This is a genomic window from Paramaledivibacter caminithermalis DSM 15212, assembly GCF_900142245.1.
In the GTDB taxonomy this organism is placed as follows: domain Bacteria; phylum Bacillota; class Clostridia; order Peptostreptococcales; family Caminicellaceae; genus Paramaledivibacter; species Paramaledivibacter caminithermalis.
This window is the reverse complement of record NZ_FRAG01000031.1, coordinates 18,971-38,950: the sequence shown is the minus strand read 5'-3', so window position 1 is coordinate 38,950 and position 19,980 is coordinate 18,971. Positions and strand designations below refer to the sequence as shown.

18 protein-coding genes are annotated in these 19,980 nt (G+C 31.4%); 14 read left to right on the top strand and 4 right to left on the bottom strand.

Features of this window, described 5'->3' with window-relative positions; all coding sequences use genetic code 11:
* Positions 1-62: 62 nt before the first annotated feature.
* The 4 genes from BUB36_RS12020 to BUB36_RS12005 all read left to right on the top strand — a co-directional run bounded on the left by BUB36_RS12020 (position 63) and on the right by BUB36_RS12005 (position 3,797).
* Positions 63-689: an accessory gene regulator ArgB-like protein gene (locus tag BUB36_RS12020; RefSeq protein WP_073150466.1), complete on the top strand. Its 627-nt coding sequence runs from the start codon at positions 63-65 to the stop codon at positions 687-689.
* A 25-nt stretch (positions 690-714) separates the two neighbouring features.
* On the top strand, positions 715-843 hold the full coding sequence (locus tag BUB36_RS12015) for a cyclic lactone autoinducer peptide (RefSeq protein ID WP_084112007.1): 129 nt from the start codon (positions 715-717) through the stop codon (positions 841-843).
* A 381-nt stretch (positions 844-1,224) separates the two neighbouring features.
* On the top strand, positions 1,225-1,941 hold the full coding sequence (locus tag BUB36_RS12010; RefSeq protein WP_073150463.1) for a hypothetical protein: 717 nt from the start codon (positions 1,225-1,227) through the stop codon (positions 1,939-1,941).
* A 62-nt stretch (positions 1,942-2,003) separates the two neighbouring features.
* Complete coding sequence (locus tag BUB36_RS12005) at positions 2,004-3,797, top strand: hypothetical protein (protein ID WP_073150460.1); 1,794 nt, start codon at positions 2,004-2,006, stop codon at positions 3,795-3,797.
* 492 nt (positions 3,798-4,289) lie between these two features.
* Here the strand turns inward: BUB36_RS12005 and BUB36_RS12000 are convergent, their stop codons facing one another.
* The 3 genes from BUB36_RS12000 to BUB36_RS11990 are packed head-to-tail and all read right to left on the bottom strand — an operon-like array spanning position 4,290 to position 7,812.
* Positions 4,290-6,239: a TRAP transporter permease gene (locus BUB36_RS12000; protein WP_073150457.1), complete on the bottom strand. Its 1,950-nt coding sequence runs from the start codon at positions 6,237-6,239 to the stop codon at positions 4,290-4,292.
* On the bottom strand, positions 6,239-6,754 hold the full coding sequence (locus BUB36_RS11995; RefSeq protein WP_073150454.1) for a DUF1850 domain-containing protein: 516 nt from the start codon (positions 6,752-6,754) through the stop codon (positions 6,239-6,241). Before BUB36_RS11995 ends, BUB36_RS12000 begins: the two co-directional genes overlap by 1 nt.
* A 50-nt stretch (positions 6,755-6,804) precedes the next feature.
* A complete protein-coding gene (locus tag BUB36_RS11990; protein ID WP_073150451.1) occupies positions 6,805-7,812 on the bottom strand; it encodes a TAXI family TRAP transporter solute-binding subunit in 1,008 nt (335 codons plus the stop codon).
* 1,178 nt (positions 7,813-8,990) lie between these two features.
* Here BUB36_RS11990 and BUB36_RS11985 point away from each other — a divergent pair.
* The 8 genes from BUB36_RS11985 to BUB36_RS11950 all read left to right on the top strand — a co-directional run bounded on the left by BUB36_RS11985 (position 8,991) and on the right by BUB36_RS11950 (position 16,211).
* A complete protein-coding gene (locus BUB36_RS11985; protein ID WP_073150447.1) occupies positions 8,991-9,557 on the top strand; it encodes a glycerol-3-phosphate responsive antiterminator in 567 nt (188 codons plus the stop codon).
* A 275-nt stretch (positions 9,558-9,832) separates the two neighbouring features.
* Positions 9,833-10,195, top strand: coding sequence for a Lin0368 family putative glycerol transporter subunit (locus BUB36_RS11980; protein WP_073150444.1), 363 nt, complete (start codon positions 9,833-9,835; stop codon positions 10,193-10,195).
* A 37-nt stretch (positions 10,196-10,232) separates the two neighbouring features.
* Positions 10,233-10,565 carry a Lin0368 family putative glycerol transporter subunit gene (locus tag BUB36_RS11975; protein ID WP_073150440.1) on the top strand — a complete coding sequence of 111 codons (333 nt, stop codon included), beginning with the start codon at positions 10,233-10,235 and terminating at the stop codon, positions 10,563-10,565.
* 120 nt (positions 10,566-10,685) lie between these two features.
* Positions 10,686-12,233 carry a glycerol kinase GlpK gene (gene glpK / locus BUB36_RS11970; protein WP_073150437.1) on the top strand — a complete coding sequence of 516 codons (1,548 nt, stop codon included), beginning with the start codon at positions 10,686-10,688 and terminating at the stop codon, positions 12,231-12,233.
* Positions 12,234-12,511: 278 nt separating this feature from the next.
* Complete coding sequence (locus BUB36_RS11965; protein WP_073150434.1) at positions 12,512-13,942, top strand: NAD(P)/FAD-dependent oxidoreductase; 1,431 nt, start codon at positions 12,512-12,514, stop codon at positions 13,940-13,942.
* Between the two features lie 34 nt (positions 13,943-13,976).
* The gene (locus tag BUB36_RS11960; protein ID WP_207550810.1) at positions 13,977-15,242 is read left to right on the top strand and encodes an NAD(P)/FAD-dependent oxidoreductase; all 1,266 of its coding nucleotides are present in this window, start codon (positions 13,977-13,979) and stop codon (positions 15,240-15,242) included.
* A 6-nt stretch (positions 15,243-15,248) separates the two neighbouring features.
* Positions 15,249-15,596, top strand: a complete 348-nt coding sequence (locus BUB36_RS11955) for a DUF1667 domain-containing protein (protein ID WP_073150472.1) — start codon at positions 15,249-15,251, stop codon at positions 15,594-15,596.
* A 183-nt stretch (positions 15,597-15,779) separates the two neighbouring features.
* A complete protein-coding gene (locus BUB36_RS11950) occupies positions 15,780-16,211 on the top strand; it encodes a MarR family winged helix-turn-helix transcriptional regulator (protein ID WP_073150429.1) in 432 nt (143 codons plus the stop codon).
* A 535-nt stretch (positions 16,212-16,746) separates the two neighbouring features.
* Here BUB36_RS11950 and BUB36_RS11945 read toward each other — a convergent pair.
* Positions 16,747-16,917: a 4Fe-4S binding protein gene (locus BUB36_RS11945; protein WP_073150426.1), complete on the bottom strand. Its 171-nt coding sequence runs from the start codon at positions 16,915-16,917 to the stop codon at positions 16,747-16,749.
* A 547-nt stretch (positions 16,918-17,464) separates the two neighbouring features.
* On the opposite strand from BUB36_RS11945, the gene BUB36_RS11940 reads away from it, so the two are divergent.
* Positions 17,465-18,280, top strand: coding sequence for an Asp23/Gls24 family envelope stress response protein (locus BUB36_RS11940; protein WP_073150424.1), 816 nt, complete (start codon positions 17,465-17,467; stop codon positions 18,278-18,280).
* A gap of 300 nt (positions 18,281-18,580) precedes the next feature.
* Positions 18,581-19,945 (top strand): NADP-specific glutamate dehydrogenase, encoded by a 1,365-nt coding sequence (gene gdhA, locus BUB36_RS11935; RefSeq protein ID WP_242655801.1) that lies wholly within the window; start codon positions 18,581-18,583, stop codon positions 19,943-19,945.
* Positions 19,946-19,980: the final 35 nt, after the last annotated feature.

The following is a 19,980-nucleotide window of genomic DNA, read 5'->3' as shown; positions in this document are numbered from 1 at the left end:
ATTGGAAAATTTTACAAATAATATAAAATAAAAGATAAATATAGAATTAAATGGTAAAAAATATGATTGATAAAATATGTAGAACAATAACTCAAAAGCTAGTTAAAAATAACATAATTAAATTTGAAGATCATGATATTTACATGTATGGTTTACAGCTATTTATTGTAAGCATATTTAAGGGTATAGGTATATTTGCTATAGCCTATGGATTAGGACGGATAAAGGAAGCAGCGATATTCATAATAGCCTTTGGTATCTTAAGAATAAATGCAGGGGGATACCATTTTAGTACATATTTTAGATGTTTTATAGTAACTATATTAACTATGACAACTTTTAGATGTTTTATAGTAACTATATTAACTATGACAATATCCATAATTCTAGCTATATTCATAACACCTTACAATACCTTCATAACAATACCTATTTTAGCTATATCAATATTATTGGTATTACAATATGCTCCAGTCGATACTCCAAACAAACCTTTGAGTAATAAAGAATATAGAATCTATAGAAAAAGAAGTATAGTAACCATTTTACTAGAGAGCTTAATAATATTGGCAGTATACATACTGAAAAAAGAGCTTTCAATATATTGCAACATAGCTACCATAGCTATATTAAATGAATCATTAACATTAATGCCTCTTGTATCAAAGAGTGCAGGAAAGAGAAAATAATTTATAGAGAAGGAGGTATAAACAAATGAAAAAGAAGGGATTATTGCTAAGTAGTATAGCTTCTATTGCGCTATTCTTTGCCAATATAGGAGCAGGAACCTGCTGTTATGTTATATACCATCAGCCTAAGTTTCCTGAGAAGCTGAGGAGGTAAAAGGTATTATAACAAATCATAAATTTTACTATTTTAAAGCTGTTAAGTTTTTTAGTTTACAGTTGTCATAAGAAAGGAGGGACAAGTAGTGAATGGGATAAGAGATTCAAATGAAAAATATTCTAAATAATATCTTATCATTTATTTAGGGGGTCTCGCTAACATATGACACAGATGCTGGTAGTACCCCTTGTAAATAAATCTTAAAATGGATATGGTCAACACAAGAAATATATTTAGAATACTTTGAATATCCAAAATATAAAAAATTGAATAGATACATATTTTAACTATTTTGTATTTTTTTATATGATATAATGTTAAAGTGTCGACACAGAAACTATAATTTGATTAAAAAACATTTGTTTTAGGAGGTTAATTATGTTAAAAAGTAAATTTAATAAACTATTATGTGGTATGTTAGCTGTAGGAATGTTGATGTCTACAACTACAATTGGTGTTAGTGCTATAGGTGAAGCTAATGTTCTTCCTAATGGAACAATTATTCTAGAAAACTCTGATTTTGATAAAGTATTTAGTTATAAAGGCGATAATGTTGAAGAGTATAATAGGGAGATGGACAAATATTTAGAGAGCCTATTAATTAAAAACACTGCGAAGGGTGAAAACAAAATTGCTTCAAAATCCAATTCAAATTCCTTTATGGCTAGCAGCTCTAGAAGCCAAACACATGAAATTAGTGATTTTGCTATTAAATATACTGATGATTTGGATATGTCAACTAAATTTAAATATACTATTACTAATGACCTAGTAAGCACTTCAGAAATTAGTGGATATTCCAGGGCATCTTCTAGTGGTATATATGGTTATAAACCAGATACAATATCTCTTACTGATCAATTTACTTTTGTAGGTGTATCTGTGAGTGTTGATGCTGGTGGACCTGGTTGGTCAACTTCAGGGGAATCTGCTGTATGGAGTAAACAAAAAGCTGATGTAGCTAGTTTAACTCACTATTATGAAGGTGTTACTTGTACTGGTTATGATTTATACATAAAGCAAATAACAACTGGTGAGTTTGAAGTAGGAACGCGTACATATTCAATAATTGCTTCAGATAGTACAGCTGTATAAATTTTTATAATATATTTAGCACAAGTTTTATCTTGTGCTAAATTGTATTTTGGAGGATGCTTATGAAAAATAGAATTATAATAGTTTTATTTATATGTATTATATTAGCAACAAGTTGTTCTAATCAAATAGTTACAAATTCGGAGTTGAATACTGGAAAAAAATATCAATATTCTAAAAGTACCATTAATAAAGAGTTATTGAATAAAATGTACTATGAGAATGATAATAGTGGTTTCTTTTTCAGTAATATTACTGATCAAATAATTAGTAATAAAATTAATTATTATTCTATTTCATGGTTATTTAATATAGGAAATGTTATAAACGTCGATTTCTCAGACTATTCAAAAGAAATAATAATGAATCATTTTAATAATATAGATTTGAGAAATATAGAAATTAATAACAGATCAGATTTGCATAATTTGTTAAATAGAATCAATATTGAGAAAAATATTTATGGATCTATTAAAAATAAATCATATTATATTACTGAACTTTTAAAACATTATGTAAGAGAAGAAGGTTTATTTTATATAAATAATGAATTTGAAGAATTAAATAGTAAAATACAAATAACCAATATAGTACTTCAAATATTCGATTTATTAAGAGAGATGCCAAAAGAAGTTAGGACGAATACCTTAATTAAATTACAGGAATTGTTAATAATAGATGATAATAATTTTTCAAATAATCAAAATGAATTTAAAAAGAACTTAATAGATTCAGGAATAGTAATTTTAGACTCATTAAGAATACTAGATAAATATACTGATGAAAATTTAAAAGAAGATATTAAAAAAAGAGAAAATTGGATTTTATTTTGGGGTAATGAATTAAATAAACATATGTTAAAAGAAGATATAGATATTATCACTCTAAATCAAAGTATAACAACTATTGATAGCATTGCAAAACATATAGGATTGCAATTGAAATTTGATAGAAAATATATAGAAAAATTAGATTTTAACTTTATAAAGCAAATGTATCTAAGAGATGTTCAAGTTGTATATAATACATTGCTTACTTATCATATACTAGGCGAAGATATACCAAATAAAACAGTTAATTTTATAAATTCAAACTTAAAATACTGGATATACGAATGTCCACCTAGTTTAAATGTAAAAGAGTTATATTTTGCTTTAAAATTAGCGAAAAAATTTGATATTCAATTTAATCAAGAAAAAATCAAGTATTCTCTAAGAAAATATATTAATATTGATAAAATTGAAAATATTTATTTCTTAACTTTAATTTATAATGAACTAGATTCAAAATCCATTGAAAATAAAATTGTAATAAATAAAATCAATGATTTAATTAAAAATTTCTTAGAAAATCCCAAAATTTCAACACAGGATTTTTATTATTTAATCGAGCTATACAAAAATTTTAATCTTGAATCCACAAAATTTGAAGAAGTAATTAATGGAATAGATAGTAATCTTTTAGAAAAAGATATTCTGAATACTAATTATGATAAAGAAGTGTATTTCTTAGTAAAAATAGCTGAGTCGTTAGATATAAAAATAGATACAAAGTTATTATGTAACAAGATAGAAATATTTAAGTCTAATAAAGGTATCTATTTTCATGACATAGATCATAAAGCACAAAGTATCTTTTCTACATTCAGAATGTTAGAGTTAAAGCTTAATCAAAATCTGGAGATCGATCGAAATGAAAAAATCAACAACGCAGAATTTATACATTCTCTAGAAACTCCTTATGGTGGCTATTTTATAACTTTACCTAAAAATAATTCAAATATTGAAAATTTTGATGGAAATTTCTCTTTTGAAAGTTATTATTATGGAGTAATGTTAGCTGAAATGCTATACTAAATATAAATAAAATATGTTACTGTCTATCGAAGGATATATGATGGAAATATAGTTTGGTAAATATAGCTAATTCATGCAAATGATAAAACACATATAGGAGTCTTACTACATATTCATAAATCTAAGAAACTAAGTGAGGTGTTTAAGTAATATGAGAAATTTTACATTAATTTCATTTTGTTTATTAGGTACAATGCTAATAATTATAGGGAATAAAAAACAAAAGACTGTTCTTAAAAATTGCGGTATAGTTATACTAACTATCTTTAGTCTTCCATATATACTAACTATACTTCAAATGATATAAAGCATAGGGACGGTTCGTTTGCTTCTTTCTTAAGAAGACAAGGGGACGCTTCGTTGAAGAAGACAAGGGGACGCTTCGTTTGTCTTTCTGAGATGGTGAGTCAAAAAGAACCGTCACCTTGACTCTTATCACCTTGACTCTCTCTTGACTCTAGACGCTCTAACAATTACAACTAAAAAAGCGCCCTAGGCGCTTTTTCGTTTGCTTGAACGTTGTAATACATATATAGTTCCAAGTAGAATGAGACCTATTCCACTGGTTATATAGCTTGGGTTTACCAGCATTAAGCCAGAGCCAAAGAGGACAAGCCTTTCCCAAGCAGATGATGGCCTTAAGAAATATCCACTAACTCCTCCAGCGATGCCGAACATACCAATAAGAGCTGTAGCTAGGGCTATAATTACCGTTATAGGATTTGCATCAACCAAAACTAAAACAGGGGATGTGGCAAATATATAAGGAACTAAATATGCAGCAAAGGCTAACTTTGAAGCTTCAACCCCTGTTTTAAAAGGATTGGAGCCAGCTATACCAGAGCCAGCGAAGGCTGCTAGTGCAACTGGTGGTGTAATGTCTGCTACTATACCGAAGTAAAATACGAAAAGATGAGCTGCTATTACAGGAACTCCTACTTTAATTAAAGCGGGTGCTGCAATAGTTGCTTGAACTATATAGTTAGCAGTGGTAGGCATACCCATACCTAAAATGATAGATGCAATCATAGTTAAGAACATTGTAAGATAAATATTTCCTTTAGAAAGTAATACGATACCATGGGAAAGCTTGATACCAAGACCAGTAAGGGTAACAACACCAACAATTATCCCTGCACTTGCACAAGCCATAACAACAGGAAGTGCACTTCTAGCTCCTTCTTCTAATCCTTTTATTACTTCCTTCAAACCAAATGTTTGATTTTCATCAATATATGCATTAATAAATCCTATAATCAAAGATGATCCAATACCACCTAAAGCAGCACGCATTGGAGTAAAGCCTTTAACTAAGAGCCAAACTATAACTATAATTGGAATACCTAAAAACCATTTTTTCCTTAAAAGATCCTTTACCTTTGGAAGTTGACTTTTTGGTAAACCTTCAAGTCCATTTTTTTTGGCTTCAAGGTGAACCATTATAAATATTCCTGTAAAGTACAAGATTGCGGGAATACAAGCTGCTAAAGCAATTGTTGCATAGGGTAGTTCAGTAAACTCTGTCATTATAAAGGCAGCTGCACCCATAACTGGTGGCATTAACTGACCTCCTGTTGAAGCAGCAGCCTCAACAGCACCTGCGAATTCAGACCTATATCCGATACTTTTCATAAGAGGAATAGTAACTGAACCTGTACCAACTGTGTTTGCAACTGAACTACCAGAAATAGTTCCTTGCGTGGCACTGGCTACAATTGCAGCCTTAGCAGGACCACCTGTTGAATGACCCGCAATGGCTAAAGCTAATTCCGTTAACCAGTCACCTATTCCAGTCATTTTTAAATATGTTGCAAATAGTAGGAATAGGAATATAAAGGTTGATGATACCATCATGGGTATACCTAATATAGATTCTGTACTTATCCATGCGTATGTTGCTATTCTGTGAAGGCTATATCCTGCATGGGATAAATAACCAGGTATAATATTTCCAAAGAAAGCATAAAGTAAGAAGACACCAGAAACAGTTATAAGCACTGGTCCTGCAACACGTCTTGTTGCTTCAATTACTAGAATTACTGCTATAATGGAGATAACCATATCAGTTTGGGTATAAGCCCCAGCTCTAAATAACAAGTCTTCAAAGTTTATAACATGATATCCCACAACTAAAATAGATGCAACTAAAAAAATAAAATCATACCACTTGACCTTGTTTGACCTGTCACTTGTCCTAAATGGATAAAGCAAATATATTAAAACAAGGGCGAATCCAACATGAACACCTCTTTGAATGGTAGGAGGTTTTAGACCAAATGTAGCTGTGTATATCTGCCATAGACTCCAGATTACAGCTATTACAAAAACTATTTTACCAAAAAGCCCAGTTAATTTCCTATAGGTAAATTCTCTGTCATATTTGGCCATGAGTTCTTGTTGTTTTTCTTCATCTAATGTTGGCTTTAGATTGTTTACATTCATTAAAAAAATGCCTCCTCAATAATATATTTTATGAAGCTTTTTTTTACTACTTTAATTTTTACAAAACCTCCGGGTTTATAAATATCCTTAAGGGGAATAATATTATCCCTTAAATATAATGTGTGATTTGCTACAACCTTTCCAATAACTACAGGAACAGCATCAAATATGATATCATAATTATAAACACGAATATGGTCCTCGTTAAATTCCCAAATAGTATTATAATCAGGACTAGATGGGAGATTAGCACTAAAGGAGTCAAATATCATTTCATATATGGAAATCTTTAAATCATCTTCAATTTTATAGGTTTCAATAACGGGTCTAAGACTTACGGAATGAGTCCATTTGATAGAAAATTTCTCTTGTGGTTTAACAGGAAACTGGAGCAAAACTTTATTATAAGCTGGACCTTTATCCGCAACATACACCTGGAGTAAAGTAGTTTTTAAAAAAAAACATATTAAAAGTATGATAGTGAATATGATAAGAGTTAATTTAGTTAATTTCATAATTAATTAAAAGACCGAGATAGGATGAACTATCTCGGCCTATCTTTAATTTATTTAATACCCTTTTCGTCGTAATATTTTTGTGCTCCAGGATGAATAGGTGTAGTTATACCTTTTATAGCATTTTCAAGTTTGATTTGCTTTCCTCTTGCGTGGCCTTGAGCTATTTCTTCTGTATTTTCATACATAACTTTAGTCAAGTTATATACTAAATCTTCAGGTAGGTCTTCTTTAACATACATTACTGCTTGAAGAGTTACAGTAGTAGCATCTGTATCTTGACCTTTATATTCTCCACCAACAATATTAAATTTGGCTGCAAAAGGAACTAATTCTTTAACTTTATCGAAATCTGCTCCATCTATTGGAAGAATTTTTACAGGATTAGTAGTAGCTATTTCTTTAACAGCTGATGCAGGGAATGAAAGTACTGCAAAGGCAGCATCTATATTACCATCCTTTAATCCAGCAACAGCATCGGAGAAGCTACCAGGCTTAGCAGTATAGTCTTTTGGAGTAATACCATAGGCTTCTAATATCTTCATTGCAGTTACATAAGTACCACTTCCTGGAGGGCCAGGATTGATTGCTTTACCCTTTAAATCAGCAATTGAATTAATACCTGAATTTTTAAGGGTTACAACGTGCATAACCTCTGGATATACAACTCCAACTGCTTTGAAATTTTTAAGAGGTTTACTGAAGCTTTTACCAGTACCATTAAAGGCATCATCTGCTATGTTGTTCATAGCAAGAACTATATCTACTTCTCCAGATGCAACCCTGTTTATGTTTTCAACAGAAGCTCCTGCAGGCTGAATTGTAACATTAACACCTTCAATCTTTTTGTTCCAAACATTTGCTATTGCTCCACCAAGTGGATAGTAAGTACCTGAAGTACCGCCTGTTGCAAATGATAATTCTAGAGTTTCACTGGATTTTTCAGCTTGCTGCCCATCTCCTTGTTTAGTTTCTTCTTGAGCAGGCTGCCCACAACCTGTAAATACTAATGATACAGATAGTATCATTATTAAAAGAAGTGATAAAGTTTTTTTCATTAATATTCCCCCTCAAATATATTTTTTTAAATCCTTTATATATAGATTTCCCATAGTAAAACTTAATTTATGCATATCAAAATATCCGAAGCTTTTGGGGATTTTTGATATGTATAAATTAATTGTTTTTCTGGAATATCTATATAGAATTTACATAGTAAAACTTAATTTATACATGTACAAATATGCAATGTTTCTGGGCATTTTGGACATGTATAAATTAAAGTCTTTACTTAAATTCCTATAGCATCAAGTTTTTATAAAATTAAAACATGATGAAAATAAAGGTCTTTAAACAAACTGTATAAATTTACACAAAAACAATAAAAATCCCAGATAATGTAATTCACATTAGATATATAGGTTTTACATAGTAAAATTTAATTTATACATGTACAAATATCCAGTGTTTCTGGGGGATTTGGACGTGTATAAATTAAAGTCTTTACTTAAATCCCTACATTAATAACCAACTTGAAACCTTAAAAAAACAATAATTTTCAAAAAAATGAAAAACCAATAATTATTTCAGTCAGAATAAATCCTTATTTTTCATATTGGCTATTTATACAAAAAGAGAAAATTATGTGAATATATTATACTGGGTTTAATTAGGTAAGCTATTATGGGTTGCATAATAACCATTAATAAACCGTATAATACGATTATTAAATTTTATTAATTGATTTATTACAATTATAAAATATTTATATGAATGAGTCAAGGAATTTAAATCAATATAGAGAATATTCTGTAAAATATATATAAAAAAGGTTTCAAATTTATATTATGATTATTAACATATTAACATGATTTAATGATACATTAATGACTATTAAAAACTACTAAATACTACTAAAAACTACAATAAAAAATTGAATAGTCTTAATAATGAATGAATTTCTTGTGGAAATTTCAACATATATTATAAGTATAAAAACTGTCAAAATAGGTTTTATATTTGCCTATCTAAAGATAGGATTTAATTAGAAAAATTTTGAAAATTAACACTTGACTGACAAAAGATAATATTATACAATATATTTAATAAAATATAAAGGCTGGAGATGATGAGAGCCACGCAAAGTATCCAAATATAATTGGGTTGATTTGTGTGGTTTTTTATTGCTTAAGTTTTCATGATAGCCTTTTAAATTATAAAACGAGGAGTGAATACATTGAATAATAAACTTCTCTTAAGACTAGAAGAGAACCCTATTGTTGCAGCTGTTAACCACATAGAAAAGCTTAAACCAGCTATTAAATCTCCGTGTAAAATTATTTTTTTATTAACAGGAAATATCTATAATCTAAAAGGAATTATCGCTCAATCTAAAGAAGCACATAAGAATATATATGTACATATCGATTTAATTGAAGGATTTTCAAAGGATAAGACTGCTCTAAAATATATTAACGAGAAAATGAATCCCGACGGTATTATTACTACAAAAACCAATCTTATTAAAAGTGCAAAAAGCTTAAACATATGTGCTATACAAAGGCTTTTCTTGTTAGATTCTCTTTCATTGGAAACTGGAGTTAATTCTATACATTCTACAAGACCAGATGCGATTGAGGTTATGCCTGGTATTATGCCTAAAATTATTACAAAAATACATAATGAAACCAAAATTCCTATAATAGCAGGAGGGCTTATTAGTGATAAGGAGGATGTTATTCAATGTCTTAAGGCAGGTTCAGTAGGTATTTCTACAAGCAGTGAAAAAATTTGGTATATGTAATTTTTAGCATTGGGAAAACGTTTGATTAAAATATAACAATAACTATCAAGGAGGTGATTTTAGAAAATAATTACAGTCTTATGTTTTTATGTAACAAAAATGGGTTGTTTGAATAACTATTTTTACCAAAAGCAAAATGCTGTATTTTGGCTATCAAAAGTATTTTTTTTATAAAAATGATTCTAATTTTATAATGTAGAGAATTAGCCGAATTACCAATTTTCAAATTTAGTTATTCAATAACCTAAAAAAAATAAAAAGCTAGGAGGGAAAGAATGAAACATTTAGGAACAATTTTAGGAACTGCAATAGCAGGTATGTTTGTCATGAGCGTTTGGGGGAAATTTGTAGAAGCATATGGAATTGGTGGTGGCTGGTTTGCAGGACTGGCAATCATAGGAACAATGTGGTTTTTAAATCATTATATTGGAATTCATAACAATGATGGGGCATGGGTAGATATGGCATTAGGAATAGGTGTAGCTGGTACAATGAGAGGTGTGTTTGAAAGCGGAATACAGGCTGGTATAGACTCATTGCCGACTTTAGCAATTACTTTATTAGGCGGAATAGTTGGTGGCTTGGCAGCATATAAGCTTGAAGTGTATTTAGCTAAAAAGGGAGAGGCTAATGCATAGTTAAAAAAATAATAAAAGAGAAGGGGGCAATTGATAAATGGCTTTTGCTAATATGGTTACTACGTTTGCAGGTGCGTTTATATTTCCATTTTTAATTAGATTATGTTGGGGAAAAATGTGTGATACTTGGGGAGCTATTGGTGGTTGGATGGCAGCAGGATTTATAGTTGGTACTTCATGGACTCTAAACCATGGTGTTGGATTTATGGTACAATCAGGTTCAGCATGGATAGACATGGCTTGGGCAGCAGGAGCTGGTTTATTTGTAGCATCATTGGCTTCTGGAGATAATGTAAAAAATGGATTCGTAAATATAGTTTATGCAATTATCGGTGGAACTTTAGGCGGATTTATACTTTCATGTCTATAAGTAAGAATTTATTATAGTAAAACTAAGTGTAAAAGTTCTAAAATTACTCTTAATGTATTATCATTAGATAGTAAAAATTTCAAATAAAAATAAGATTATTATTACAAGGGGGAGAAATTAATGGATAAAAAATATGTATTAGCTTTAGATCAAGGAACTACTAGCTCAAGAGCTATTATATTTGACCATGATGGTAAAATAGTTAGGGTAAGTCAAAAAGAATTTACTCAAATATACCCTAGGGCTGGTTGGGTAGAGCATGATGCAATGGAAATTTGGGGTTCACAAAGCGGAGTAGCTAGGGAAGTTTTAGAAACTGCAGGAATAAGTCCAGAAGAAATAGCTGCAATTGGTATTACAAATCAAAGAGAAACTACGGTGGTGTGGGATAAAAATACAGGAAAACCTGTATATAACGCTATAGTTTGGCAGTGCAGAAGAACAGCAGGTATATGTGATGAATTAAAAGAAAGAGGACTAGAGAGCTATATAAGAAAAAATACTGGGTTAGTAGTAGATGCTTATTTTTCAGGAACTAAGGTAAAGTGGATACTTGATAATGTTGAGGGTGCAAGGGAAAAAGCAGAAAATGGGGAATTGTTATTTGGAAATATTGATACATGGCTTATTTGGAATTTAACAAGAGGTAGAGTACATGTAACTGATTATTCAAATGCTTCAAGAACTATGCTATATAATATAAAAGAGCTTAAATGGGACGAAAAGATTCTTAAGGAGCTAAGAATACCATCTTCAATGCTACCAGAAGTTAAGCCTTCAAGTGAGGTTTATGGATATACTGATCCAAAAACCTTTGGAGGAGCCCAGATACCAATAGCAGGCATAGCGGGAGATCAACAGGCTGCCTTATTTGGTCAAGCGTGCTATGAACAGGGCATGGCAAAAAATACATATGGAACAGGCTGTTTTATGCTAATGAATACAGGGGAAGAAATGGTTGCCTCAAATAACGGATTATTAACCACGATTGCATGGGGAGTAGATGGTAAGGTAGAATATGCCCTTGAAGGAAGTATCTTTGTAGCTGGTGCATCTGTTCAATGGCTTCGTGATGAATTAAGATTAATAGACGATGCAAAGGACAGCGAATACTTTGCAACTCAAGTAGAAGATACAAATGGCGTATATGTAGTGCCAGCTTTTGTAGGACTTGGAGCTCCATATTGGGATATGTACGCAAGGGGTGCTATAGTGGGTCTTACTCGTGGAGCAAATAGAAATCATATAATTAGAGCTACTCTAGAATCTATTGCATATCAAACTAGAGATGTACTTGAAGCAATGCAGGAAGATTCAGGTATCAATCTTCAAGCCCTTAAGGTGGATGGTGGAGCGGTAGCTAACAATTTTTTGATGCAGTTCCAATCAGATCTTCTAGGAGTTCCAGTTGATAGACCAGTAGTTGCAGAGACTACAGCCCTTGGGGCAGCTTATTTGGCTGGTTTGGCAGTAGGATTCTGGGAAAGCAAGGAAGAAATCGCTAAGAAATGGGCTATTGATAGACACTTTGAGCCTACAATGGCTCAGGAGATTAAAGAAAAGAAATATGCAGGCTGGAAAAAGGCGGTAGAAAGAGCATGCAAGTGGGAAGAAGTAGAGAAATGTGAAGCTTGTGAAGAGGCTGCGGCTTCTAGTGAAGAACAATAAAAACATTAGAATTTCTACTTTATAAATGTGGATTTTAATGATATACTATTGTTAACTTAATAATTAAGGCATGAGAATAGGAGAGCCATACGAGTGGACCTATAAAATAGGTTCAGCTTGTGTGGCCTTTTTTGTTTTCAATTTAATGATAAAGAACTTTAAAGGTCATTTAGAATATCATGTATTAAAGTTGTTTATCCATAAAATGCCCTAAATTATAGACAGAAATGTAAAGGCGTCCTTAGACCCTTTATCTGAAACCGAGGGGGGATTTTCTTATGTATGATGTAGCTATAATTGGTGCTGGTATAATAGGAACTTTTGTAGCAAGGGAGTTGTCTAGATATGATCTTAAAATTATTTTAATAGAAAAAGATACAGATATAGCCAATGGAACAACGAAGGCAAATAGTGCTGTTGTGCATGCAGGGTATGATGCAGAACCAGGAACACTTAAAGCGAAGTTAAATGTCCTTGGAAATTCTATGTTTGATAAAGTTTGTGAAGAGTTAGATGTACCTTTTAAGAGAATTGGATCATTTGTTATCGCTACAGATGAAGAAGAAATGAAGAGTATAAAGGAATTGTATGAAAGAGGAATAAAAAACGGTGTTCCCAATATGAAGATTCTAAATAGAGATGAAATAAAAGCAAAGGAAAAAAATCTTAATGAAGAAATTATCGGAGCTTTGTATGCACCTACGGCTGGAATCGTTTGTCCTTGGGAATTAGCGGTGGCCTTGGCAGAAAATGCAGCAGACAATGGGACAAAGATTGTCTTGGATAGGAAAGTAACGGATATCCGAAAAAAAGAAGATGGATATTGTTTATATATGGATAAAGAAACTATAGAGACAAAGTATGTAATTAACTGTGCAGGAGTTTATGCAGGAGAAATCAGTAAAATGATTGGAGATAATACTTTTGAGATATTGCCAAGGAGGGGACAATATAATGTATTAGATAAAAGTGCAGGAAATATTGTAAAGCATGTGATTTTTCAAGCACCAACTGAATACGGTAAGGGTGTACTTGTTACTCCTACTGTACATGGCAATTTATTGGTGGGTCCAGATGCTGAGGATATTAATGATAGAGAAAATACAGCAACTACTAGGGATAGAATTGAGTTTATTAGACAGGCTTCCAAAAAGACAGTTAAAAGCATACCCTTCAATGCAACTATTACTAGCTTTGCTGGTTTAAGAGCTAGACCTAGTACAGGGGATTTTATTATAGAAGAATCAAAGAAGGCTCCAGGATTTATAAATGTAGCAGGTATTGAATCTCCAGGATTGTCTGCAGCGCCAGCAATTGCTGAGTACGTTAAGGATATTCTTAAAGAAATATCAGGGGCTTTAAAGGAAAAGCAAAATTTTATTAGTAATAGAAGACCTGTTATTAGATTCGTGGAATTAAATGATGAAGAAAAGGAACAGCTAATAAAGAAAGACCCGAGGTATGGGAGAATTATATGCAGATGTGAAAGTATTACAGAAGGAGAAATAGTAGATGTTATAAATAGAAATGTGGGTGCAAGAACAGTTGATGGAGTAAAAAGAAGGGTTAGACCTGGTATGGGCAGATGTCAAGGGGGATTTTGCGGTCCTAGGGTAATGGAAATACTTGCAAGAGAGCTGGGTAAAGAAATAATGGAGATCACAAAGGATGGAAAAGATTCTTATATATTGACCAGTAAAACAAAATAACCTGCATGATAGTAAATCATTGGGAGGGAAGATGATGCAATCATATGATATTGTAGTAATAGGTGGTGGTCCTGCAGGATTAGCTGCTGCAATTGAAGCAAAGAAAAATGGAATAGATAGTATTTTATTAGTAGAAAGAGACAGAGAGCTTGGAGGTATATTACAGCAGTGTATTCATAATGGCTTTGGGTTACACATTTTTAAGGAAGAGTTAACGGGACCAGAATATGCAGAGAAATTTATTGTTGAGTTGAGAAAATTAGGTATAGAATATAGATTAGATACAATGGTACTTGAAATAAGGCAAGATAAAGTTGTTACTGCAATCAATTCGGAAGATGGATTTATGATGCTTAAAGCTGGTGCAATAATACTGGCAATGGGATGTAGAGAAAGAACTAGAGGTGCAATAAATATTCCAGGAACAAGACCAGCAGGAGTATTTACAGCAGGAACAGCTCAGAGGTTCGTTAATATGGAAGGATATATAGTAGGGAAGAAAGTAGTGATATTGGGTTCTGGGGATATTGGGCTTATTATGGCTAGACGAATGACCCTCGAAGGAGCTAAAGTTTTGGCAGTAGCAGAGCTTATGCCTTTTTCAGGAGGACTTACTAGAAATATTGTTCAATGTCTAGATGATTATAATATTCCTTTACTCCTTAGCCACACGGTTACTGAAATCAAGGGTAAGGATAGAGTGGAGGGAGTTGTAATTGCAGAGGTAGATGAAAATAGAAATCCAATTTATGGAACAGAAAAGTTTTTTGAATGTGATACTTTATTATTATCAGTAGGATTGATTCCAGAAAATGAACTCACGCAAAATGCAGGTATAGAGATGGATCCCATCACCTTAGGACCAGTTGTCAATGAAGCAATGGAGACAAGTGTCGAAGGGATATTTGCATGTGGTAATGTTGTCCAAGTCCATGATTTAGTTGACTTTGTAACAGAAGAAAGTAGAAAAGCGGGAAGAAGTGCAGCAAAATATATTAAAAAAGAACTCAAGACAAAGGGGTTAATGGTAAACACAAAGCCTGGAAAAGGAATTAGATATATTGTACCTCAAAGAATTAGATTAGAAAATTTAGATAAAACTTTAGATTTATTTATGAGGGTAGATAATGTTTATAAGGATATGGATATGGTTGTAAGTATTGATGGAAAAGAAATAAATAGGGTGAAAAAGCGTCATGTAGCACCAGGGGAAATTGAAACAGTAAAAATTAAAAGAGAAGATATAATTGCTTTAGATTATTCTGTGATTACAGTATCCTTCGAAAAGGAGGGAGCCTAAGTGGAAATGAAGAAAATGGTTTGTATAGTATGTCCCCTTGGGTGCCATATCAAAATTTCAAAGGACAATGACGATTATATTGTAGAAGGAAATAAATGTCCTAGAGGAAAGGAATATGCAATTAAAGAGTTGACTAATCCAACAAGGGTTTTGACAACAACAGTAAAAATAAAGAATGGATTATTAAACAGATTGCCAGTAAAAACAAAGGAGGCTATTCCCAAGGATAAGATATATGAATGTATGAAAATAATTAACTCTATTGAAGTAGAGGCACCGGTTACAATTGGTGAGGTTATTGTCAAGGATATATTAAATACTGGGGTAGATGTTGTTGCCTCTAGGAGTATGTAATATCCATTTTAAATCGGTATATAAATTGCAATAAATCACTTACATTTCGTTCTCTCAAATACCCCCAAAGACATTGGCTATTTGAGAAAACAAAATGTAGTTTTATTAATGCATTATATATATTTGCCGATTTATCTTTTTTTGTGCTATAATAAATGAAAACAGTTATCAGTGGGTGATGTTGTGGCAAATTATTATAATGAAATAAATAAGATGATGGAAAAAATAATATATAAGGTCTTTGTCTTAAATAAAAAGGGATTAACATTTGGAAAAAAGAATAAGGAATTATCTATATTGGATGCCTTTATAATAAAAAAAATCGGAAGTGCCAATGAGAAATCTATTTACAGTCTTGTAAAGGAAATAGAAATAGATAGAGGAGTGATAGCTTCAATTATTAATAAGCTGTTAGCAAATGGATATATTATAAAACAAAAATCAAAGGAAGATAAAAGAATTAATATGGTTTTATTAACTGAGGAAGGAAAAGAAATTTATGATATAATTATGGAGAGGCAAAAAGAGTTTTTTGATTTTGTTTTAAATGATGTAACCCTTAATGAGGAAAAGGCTATACTGAAGTTTTTAAGCAAAATTCACCAGAAAAGCTAGTGAGATTAAACCTTAATTATAGATGATATGTGCTTAAATTAGCAAGAACAAAAGGAAAATCAAAACTATTACCAGTAAAATATTGGTACGAATTGTTTTCTTTTAAAACTTACTAGAAAGACTCTAATACTTGCAACTTGGGACATGGAACTTGCAACTCAAAACCCATAGAAGACGTTTTTGTCCGTAGGTTAAGGCTCTGTTTTAGGTGGGTCTTTTGAGTATAGGTTGAGATTAGAGAGGTTCTTGTAGGTCTTAAAAAAATAACGCTATAATTTTTATGGAAATAGTTTCGATTTTTTATATGAGGAAATTACATAATTTTGACTTGGTAGAATTGCATAATATATATGGTATAGCTTTGGAGATTTAAAGATTATATATAGTAGTTAGTTTTTGAGGAAGGTAATTATGCAATTTGCTAATATACTTAGATTTGTATATAGGTTTTACAAAAAATGTTTAAATTTCTAGATAGTAAAAAAAGATTAAGCTTAGAAGCTTAATCTTTTTTGAAAGCTTTTTTATGTATCTACTATTCTGGTTGAGGAGCGTCTACAGGACAAACGTTAGCACATGCTCCACAATCAATACAACCAGAAGCATCAATTACATATTGATCATCTCCTGCACTGATAACGCCAACTGGACATTCTGCCTCACATGCTCCACAATTAATACAAGTATCGTTAATTTTATAAGCCATTATAACATCCTCCTTTAATAAATCTAAAAAACATTACGTAATGAATTATACAGTATACAAGGTATTGAAAACAACAGTATAAAAGAAAAAAATCAAAAAAAAGGTTAATTTATAATGATTATCATTGTAAATTAAATTCGTTCTGAGATTATGTCAAAAAACAAGTCTCTATTTTTTTAAATCCAATAAATGAGGAATTTATTTACATTAACAAACAGGCAAATCTATGAGATAATAAAAATGTATATTTTAGTCACATAAAGTAGAGAATCATACTAAGTTTAAAGTCTTTAACCTATAACCACAAAGTGTTTTAAGACGTCTTTATCATTGCATAAGAATTTGAACTTTTTTGCAAGAAATTGTATGTTTGAATTTAAGTAAATTCAAGTAATAGAGATTAAATGCAAACTATTACCAGTAAAATTTTAGAATCAGGAATTAAGGTTTTTAGACCTAAAAGAATGATCTTAAAACTTGAAACTTAGAACATAGAACTTGCAACTAAAAAGCGTCTTAAGACGCATTTGTTTATAGGAGGAAACTAATGAGAGTGGTCGCACTAGTTGGGAAAAGCGGTACTGGGAAAAGCTATAAGGCATTATCCCTTGCTTATGAAAAAGATATAGAGTACATAATAGATGATGGTCTTTTTATTAAAGGAAGTAAAATATTAGCTGGAAAATCAGCAAAGAGGGAAAAGACTAAAATATCTGCAGTGAAGAGAGCTTTATTTATGGAAAATAGCCATAAACAGGCTATTATAGAAAAAATACAGGAATACAAACCATGTAGCATATTGATACTAGGGACTTCTGAAAAAATGGTAAATAATATTACTGAAAATTTAGGAATAGGCCCTGTAAACGAAACCGTGTATATTAATGAAATAGCCAGTGAAGAAGAATTAAAAATAGCTAGGGAGTCTAGAATCAAACAAGGCAAACACGTGATACCAGTGCCGACCTTTGAAATTAAAAAAGATTTTTCAGGATACTTTATTGATAAGCTAAAGATATTTAGGAGAAAGAAGGATAATACTATACAAATAGCTGAAAAATCAGTTGTTAGACCTACCTTTAGCTATATGGGTAAATTCACCATATATGATAGGGTTATAATTCAAATGGTGAAATATGTAACTGGCAATATCATGGCTATCCATAAAGTTAATAAAGTTAAAATAAATAATTATAAACATGGGATAGTTGTTAATATTGAATTAGCAATTAAATATGGTGTTAACATTCCTAAAATTATAGCTTTGCTTCAAAAACAAGTGAAAAAAGATGTTGAACATATGACGTCCTTAAATATAATTGCTATCAATGTTATTGTAAAAAGTTTAGAAATAAAGTATTGATAAAATATTTACAAAGTTTAGGCTATGTGTTATAATTCCATTGTAAAAAGCAATGGATCTTTTTTATTTAAGAATAAGGAAAAGGTTTTCCTGTCAAAATCCGAACTTTTCTGAATATTTCTACGAGTTATAATTTTAACAATTTCATTAGCTTGTTTAAGAAAAGTTATAAAAAAATATATATAAATGAGGATTTTGAACATAATAAAAAAGACAATTTGTTTTAAGATTCAATAGGATTTTCATATAAGATTTTATTGAATAGTATCTATATTGAAAAAAAAGAGGAGGTTTCTTGCAATGGCACAAAAAACTATGAATGCACAGGCTTATATTAATGAAGTTTTGGAAAAAGTTAAGAAAAGAAATGCTGGTGAAGCTGAATTTTTACAAGCAGTTGAAGAAGTATTACTATCTTTATCTCCAGTTTTAGAAAAGCATCCTGAGTACATAGAGGCTAACTTATTAGAAAGAATGGTAGAGCCTGAAAGACAAGTTATATTTAGAGTACCATGGGTTGATGATAATGGTAAGGTTCAGGTTAATCGTGGAATGAGGGTTCAATTTAATGGAGCAATTGGTCCTTATAAAGGCGGTTTGAGATTCCATCCATCAGTTTATATTGGAATTATTAAATTCTTAGGTTTTGAGCAAATATTTAAAAACTCATTAACTGGACTTCCAATAGGTGGAGGTAAAGGTGGTTCTGACTTTGACCCAAGAGGAAAATCTGACGCAGAAATTATGAGATTCTGCCAAAGCTTTATGACAGAGCTATATAGACATATTGGACCAGATGTAGATGTTCCAGCTGGAGATATTGGTGTTGGTGGAAGAGAAATAGGATATCTTTATGGACAATATAGAAGAATTAGAGGTGCATTCGAAAATGGTGTTCTTACAGGAAAGGGACTAGCTTATGGAGGTAGCTTGATTAGACCTGAAGCTACTGGATTTGGAGTAACTTATTTCTGTCAAGAGATGTTAAAGCATGAGGGAGAAACCTTTGAAGGTAAAACAGTGGCTTTATCTGGTTTTGGTAATGTTGCTTGGGGAGCATGCCAAAAGATTAGTGAATTAGGTGGAAAAGTAGTTACATTATCTGGACCTGATGGATATATATATGATCCAGATGGAGTAACAGGAGAAAAAATAGATTATCTAGTGGAAATGAGAAATTCAGGTAGAGATAGAGTTCAAGATTATGCAGATAAATATGGTGTAGAGTTCTTCCCAGGAGAAAAACCATGGGGAGTTAAAGTTGATATCGTAATGCCGTGTGCTACTCAAAATGATATTCACCTTGAACATGCTAAGCAAATAGTTGCTAATGGAGTTAAGTATGTATGTGAGGGTGCTAACATGCCTACTACAAATGATGCATTAGCATATCTACAAGAGAATAACGTTTTAGTAGGACCTGCTAAGGCAGCTAATGCAGGTGGAGTTGCTACTTCAGCCCTTGAAATGTCTCAAAACAGCATGAGATTATCTTGGACTAGAGAAGAAGTTGATGCTAAATTACATCAAATAATGATAAATATACATGATAATGCCATGGCAGCAGCAGAGCAATATGGATATGGATATAACTTAGTTGCAGGTGCAAACATAGCTGGATTCTTAAAGGTTGCTGAGGCAATGCATGCACAAGGAAATTATTAAAAATTAAATGAATAAATAGATTAAGCTAAAAGAGA

Coding starts and splice junctions, on each gene's coding strand:
- BUB36_RS12020 (WP_073150466.1), top strand. CDS start 63: ATGATTGATAAAATATGTAGAACAATAACTCAAAAGCTAGTTAAAAAT.
- BUB36_RS11940 (WP_073150424.1), top strand. CDS start 17,465: ATGAGAGTGGTCGCACTAGTTGGGAAAAGCGGTACTGGGAAAAGCTAT.
- BUB36_RS12010 (WP_073150463.1), top strand. CDS start 1,225: ATGTTAAAAAGTAAATTTAATAAACTATTATGTGGTATGTTAGCTGTA.
- BUB36_RS12005 (WP_073150460.1), top strand. CDS start 2,004: ATGAAAAATAGAATTATAATAGTTTTATTTATATGTATTATATTAGCA.
- gdhA (WP_242655801.1), top strand. CDS start 18,581: ATGGCACAAAAAACTATGAATGCACAGGCTTATATTAATGAAGTTTTG.
- BUB36_RS11990 (WP_073150451.1), bottom strand. CDS start 7,812: ATGAAAAAAACTTTATCACTTCTTTTAATAATGATACTATCTGTATCA.
- glpK (WP_073150437.1), top strand. CDS start 10,686: ATGGATAAAAAATATGTATTAGCTTTAGATCAAGGAACTACTAGCTCA.
- BUB36_RS11975 (WP_073150440.1), top strand. CDS start 10,233: ATGGCTTTTGCTAATATGGTTACTACGTTTGCAGGTGCGTTTATATTT.
- BUB36_RS11960 (WP_207550810.1), top strand. CDS start 13,977: ATGCAATCATATGATATTGTAGTAATAGGTGGTGGTCCTGCAGGATTA.
- BUB36_RS12000 (WP_073150457.1), bottom strand. CDS start 6,239: ATGAATGTAAACAATCTAAAGCCAACATTAGATGAAGAAAAACAACAA.
- BUB36_RS11980 (WP_073150444.1), top strand. CDS start 9,833: ATGAAACATTTAGGAACAATTTTAGGAACTGCAATAGCAGGTATGTTT.
- BUB36_RS11945 (WP_073150426.1), bottom strand. CDS start 16,917: ATGGCTTATAAAATTAACGATACTTGTATTAATTGTGGAGCATGTGAG.
- BUB36_RS12015 (WP_084112007.1), top strand. CDS start 715: ATGAAAAAGAAGGGATTATTGCTAAGTAGTATAGCTTCTATTGCGCTA.
- BUB36_RS11955 (WP_073150472.1), top strand. CDS start 15,249: ATGAAGAAAATGGTTTGTATAGTATGTCCCCTTGGGTGCCATATCAAA.
- BUB36_RS11995 (WP_073150454.1), bottom strand. CDS start 6,754: ATGAAATTAACTAAATTAACTCTTATCATATTCACTATCATACTTTTA.
- BUB36_RS11965 (WP_073150434.1), top strand. CDS start 12,512: ATGTATGATGTAGCTATAATTGGTGCTGGTATAATAGGAACTTTTGTA.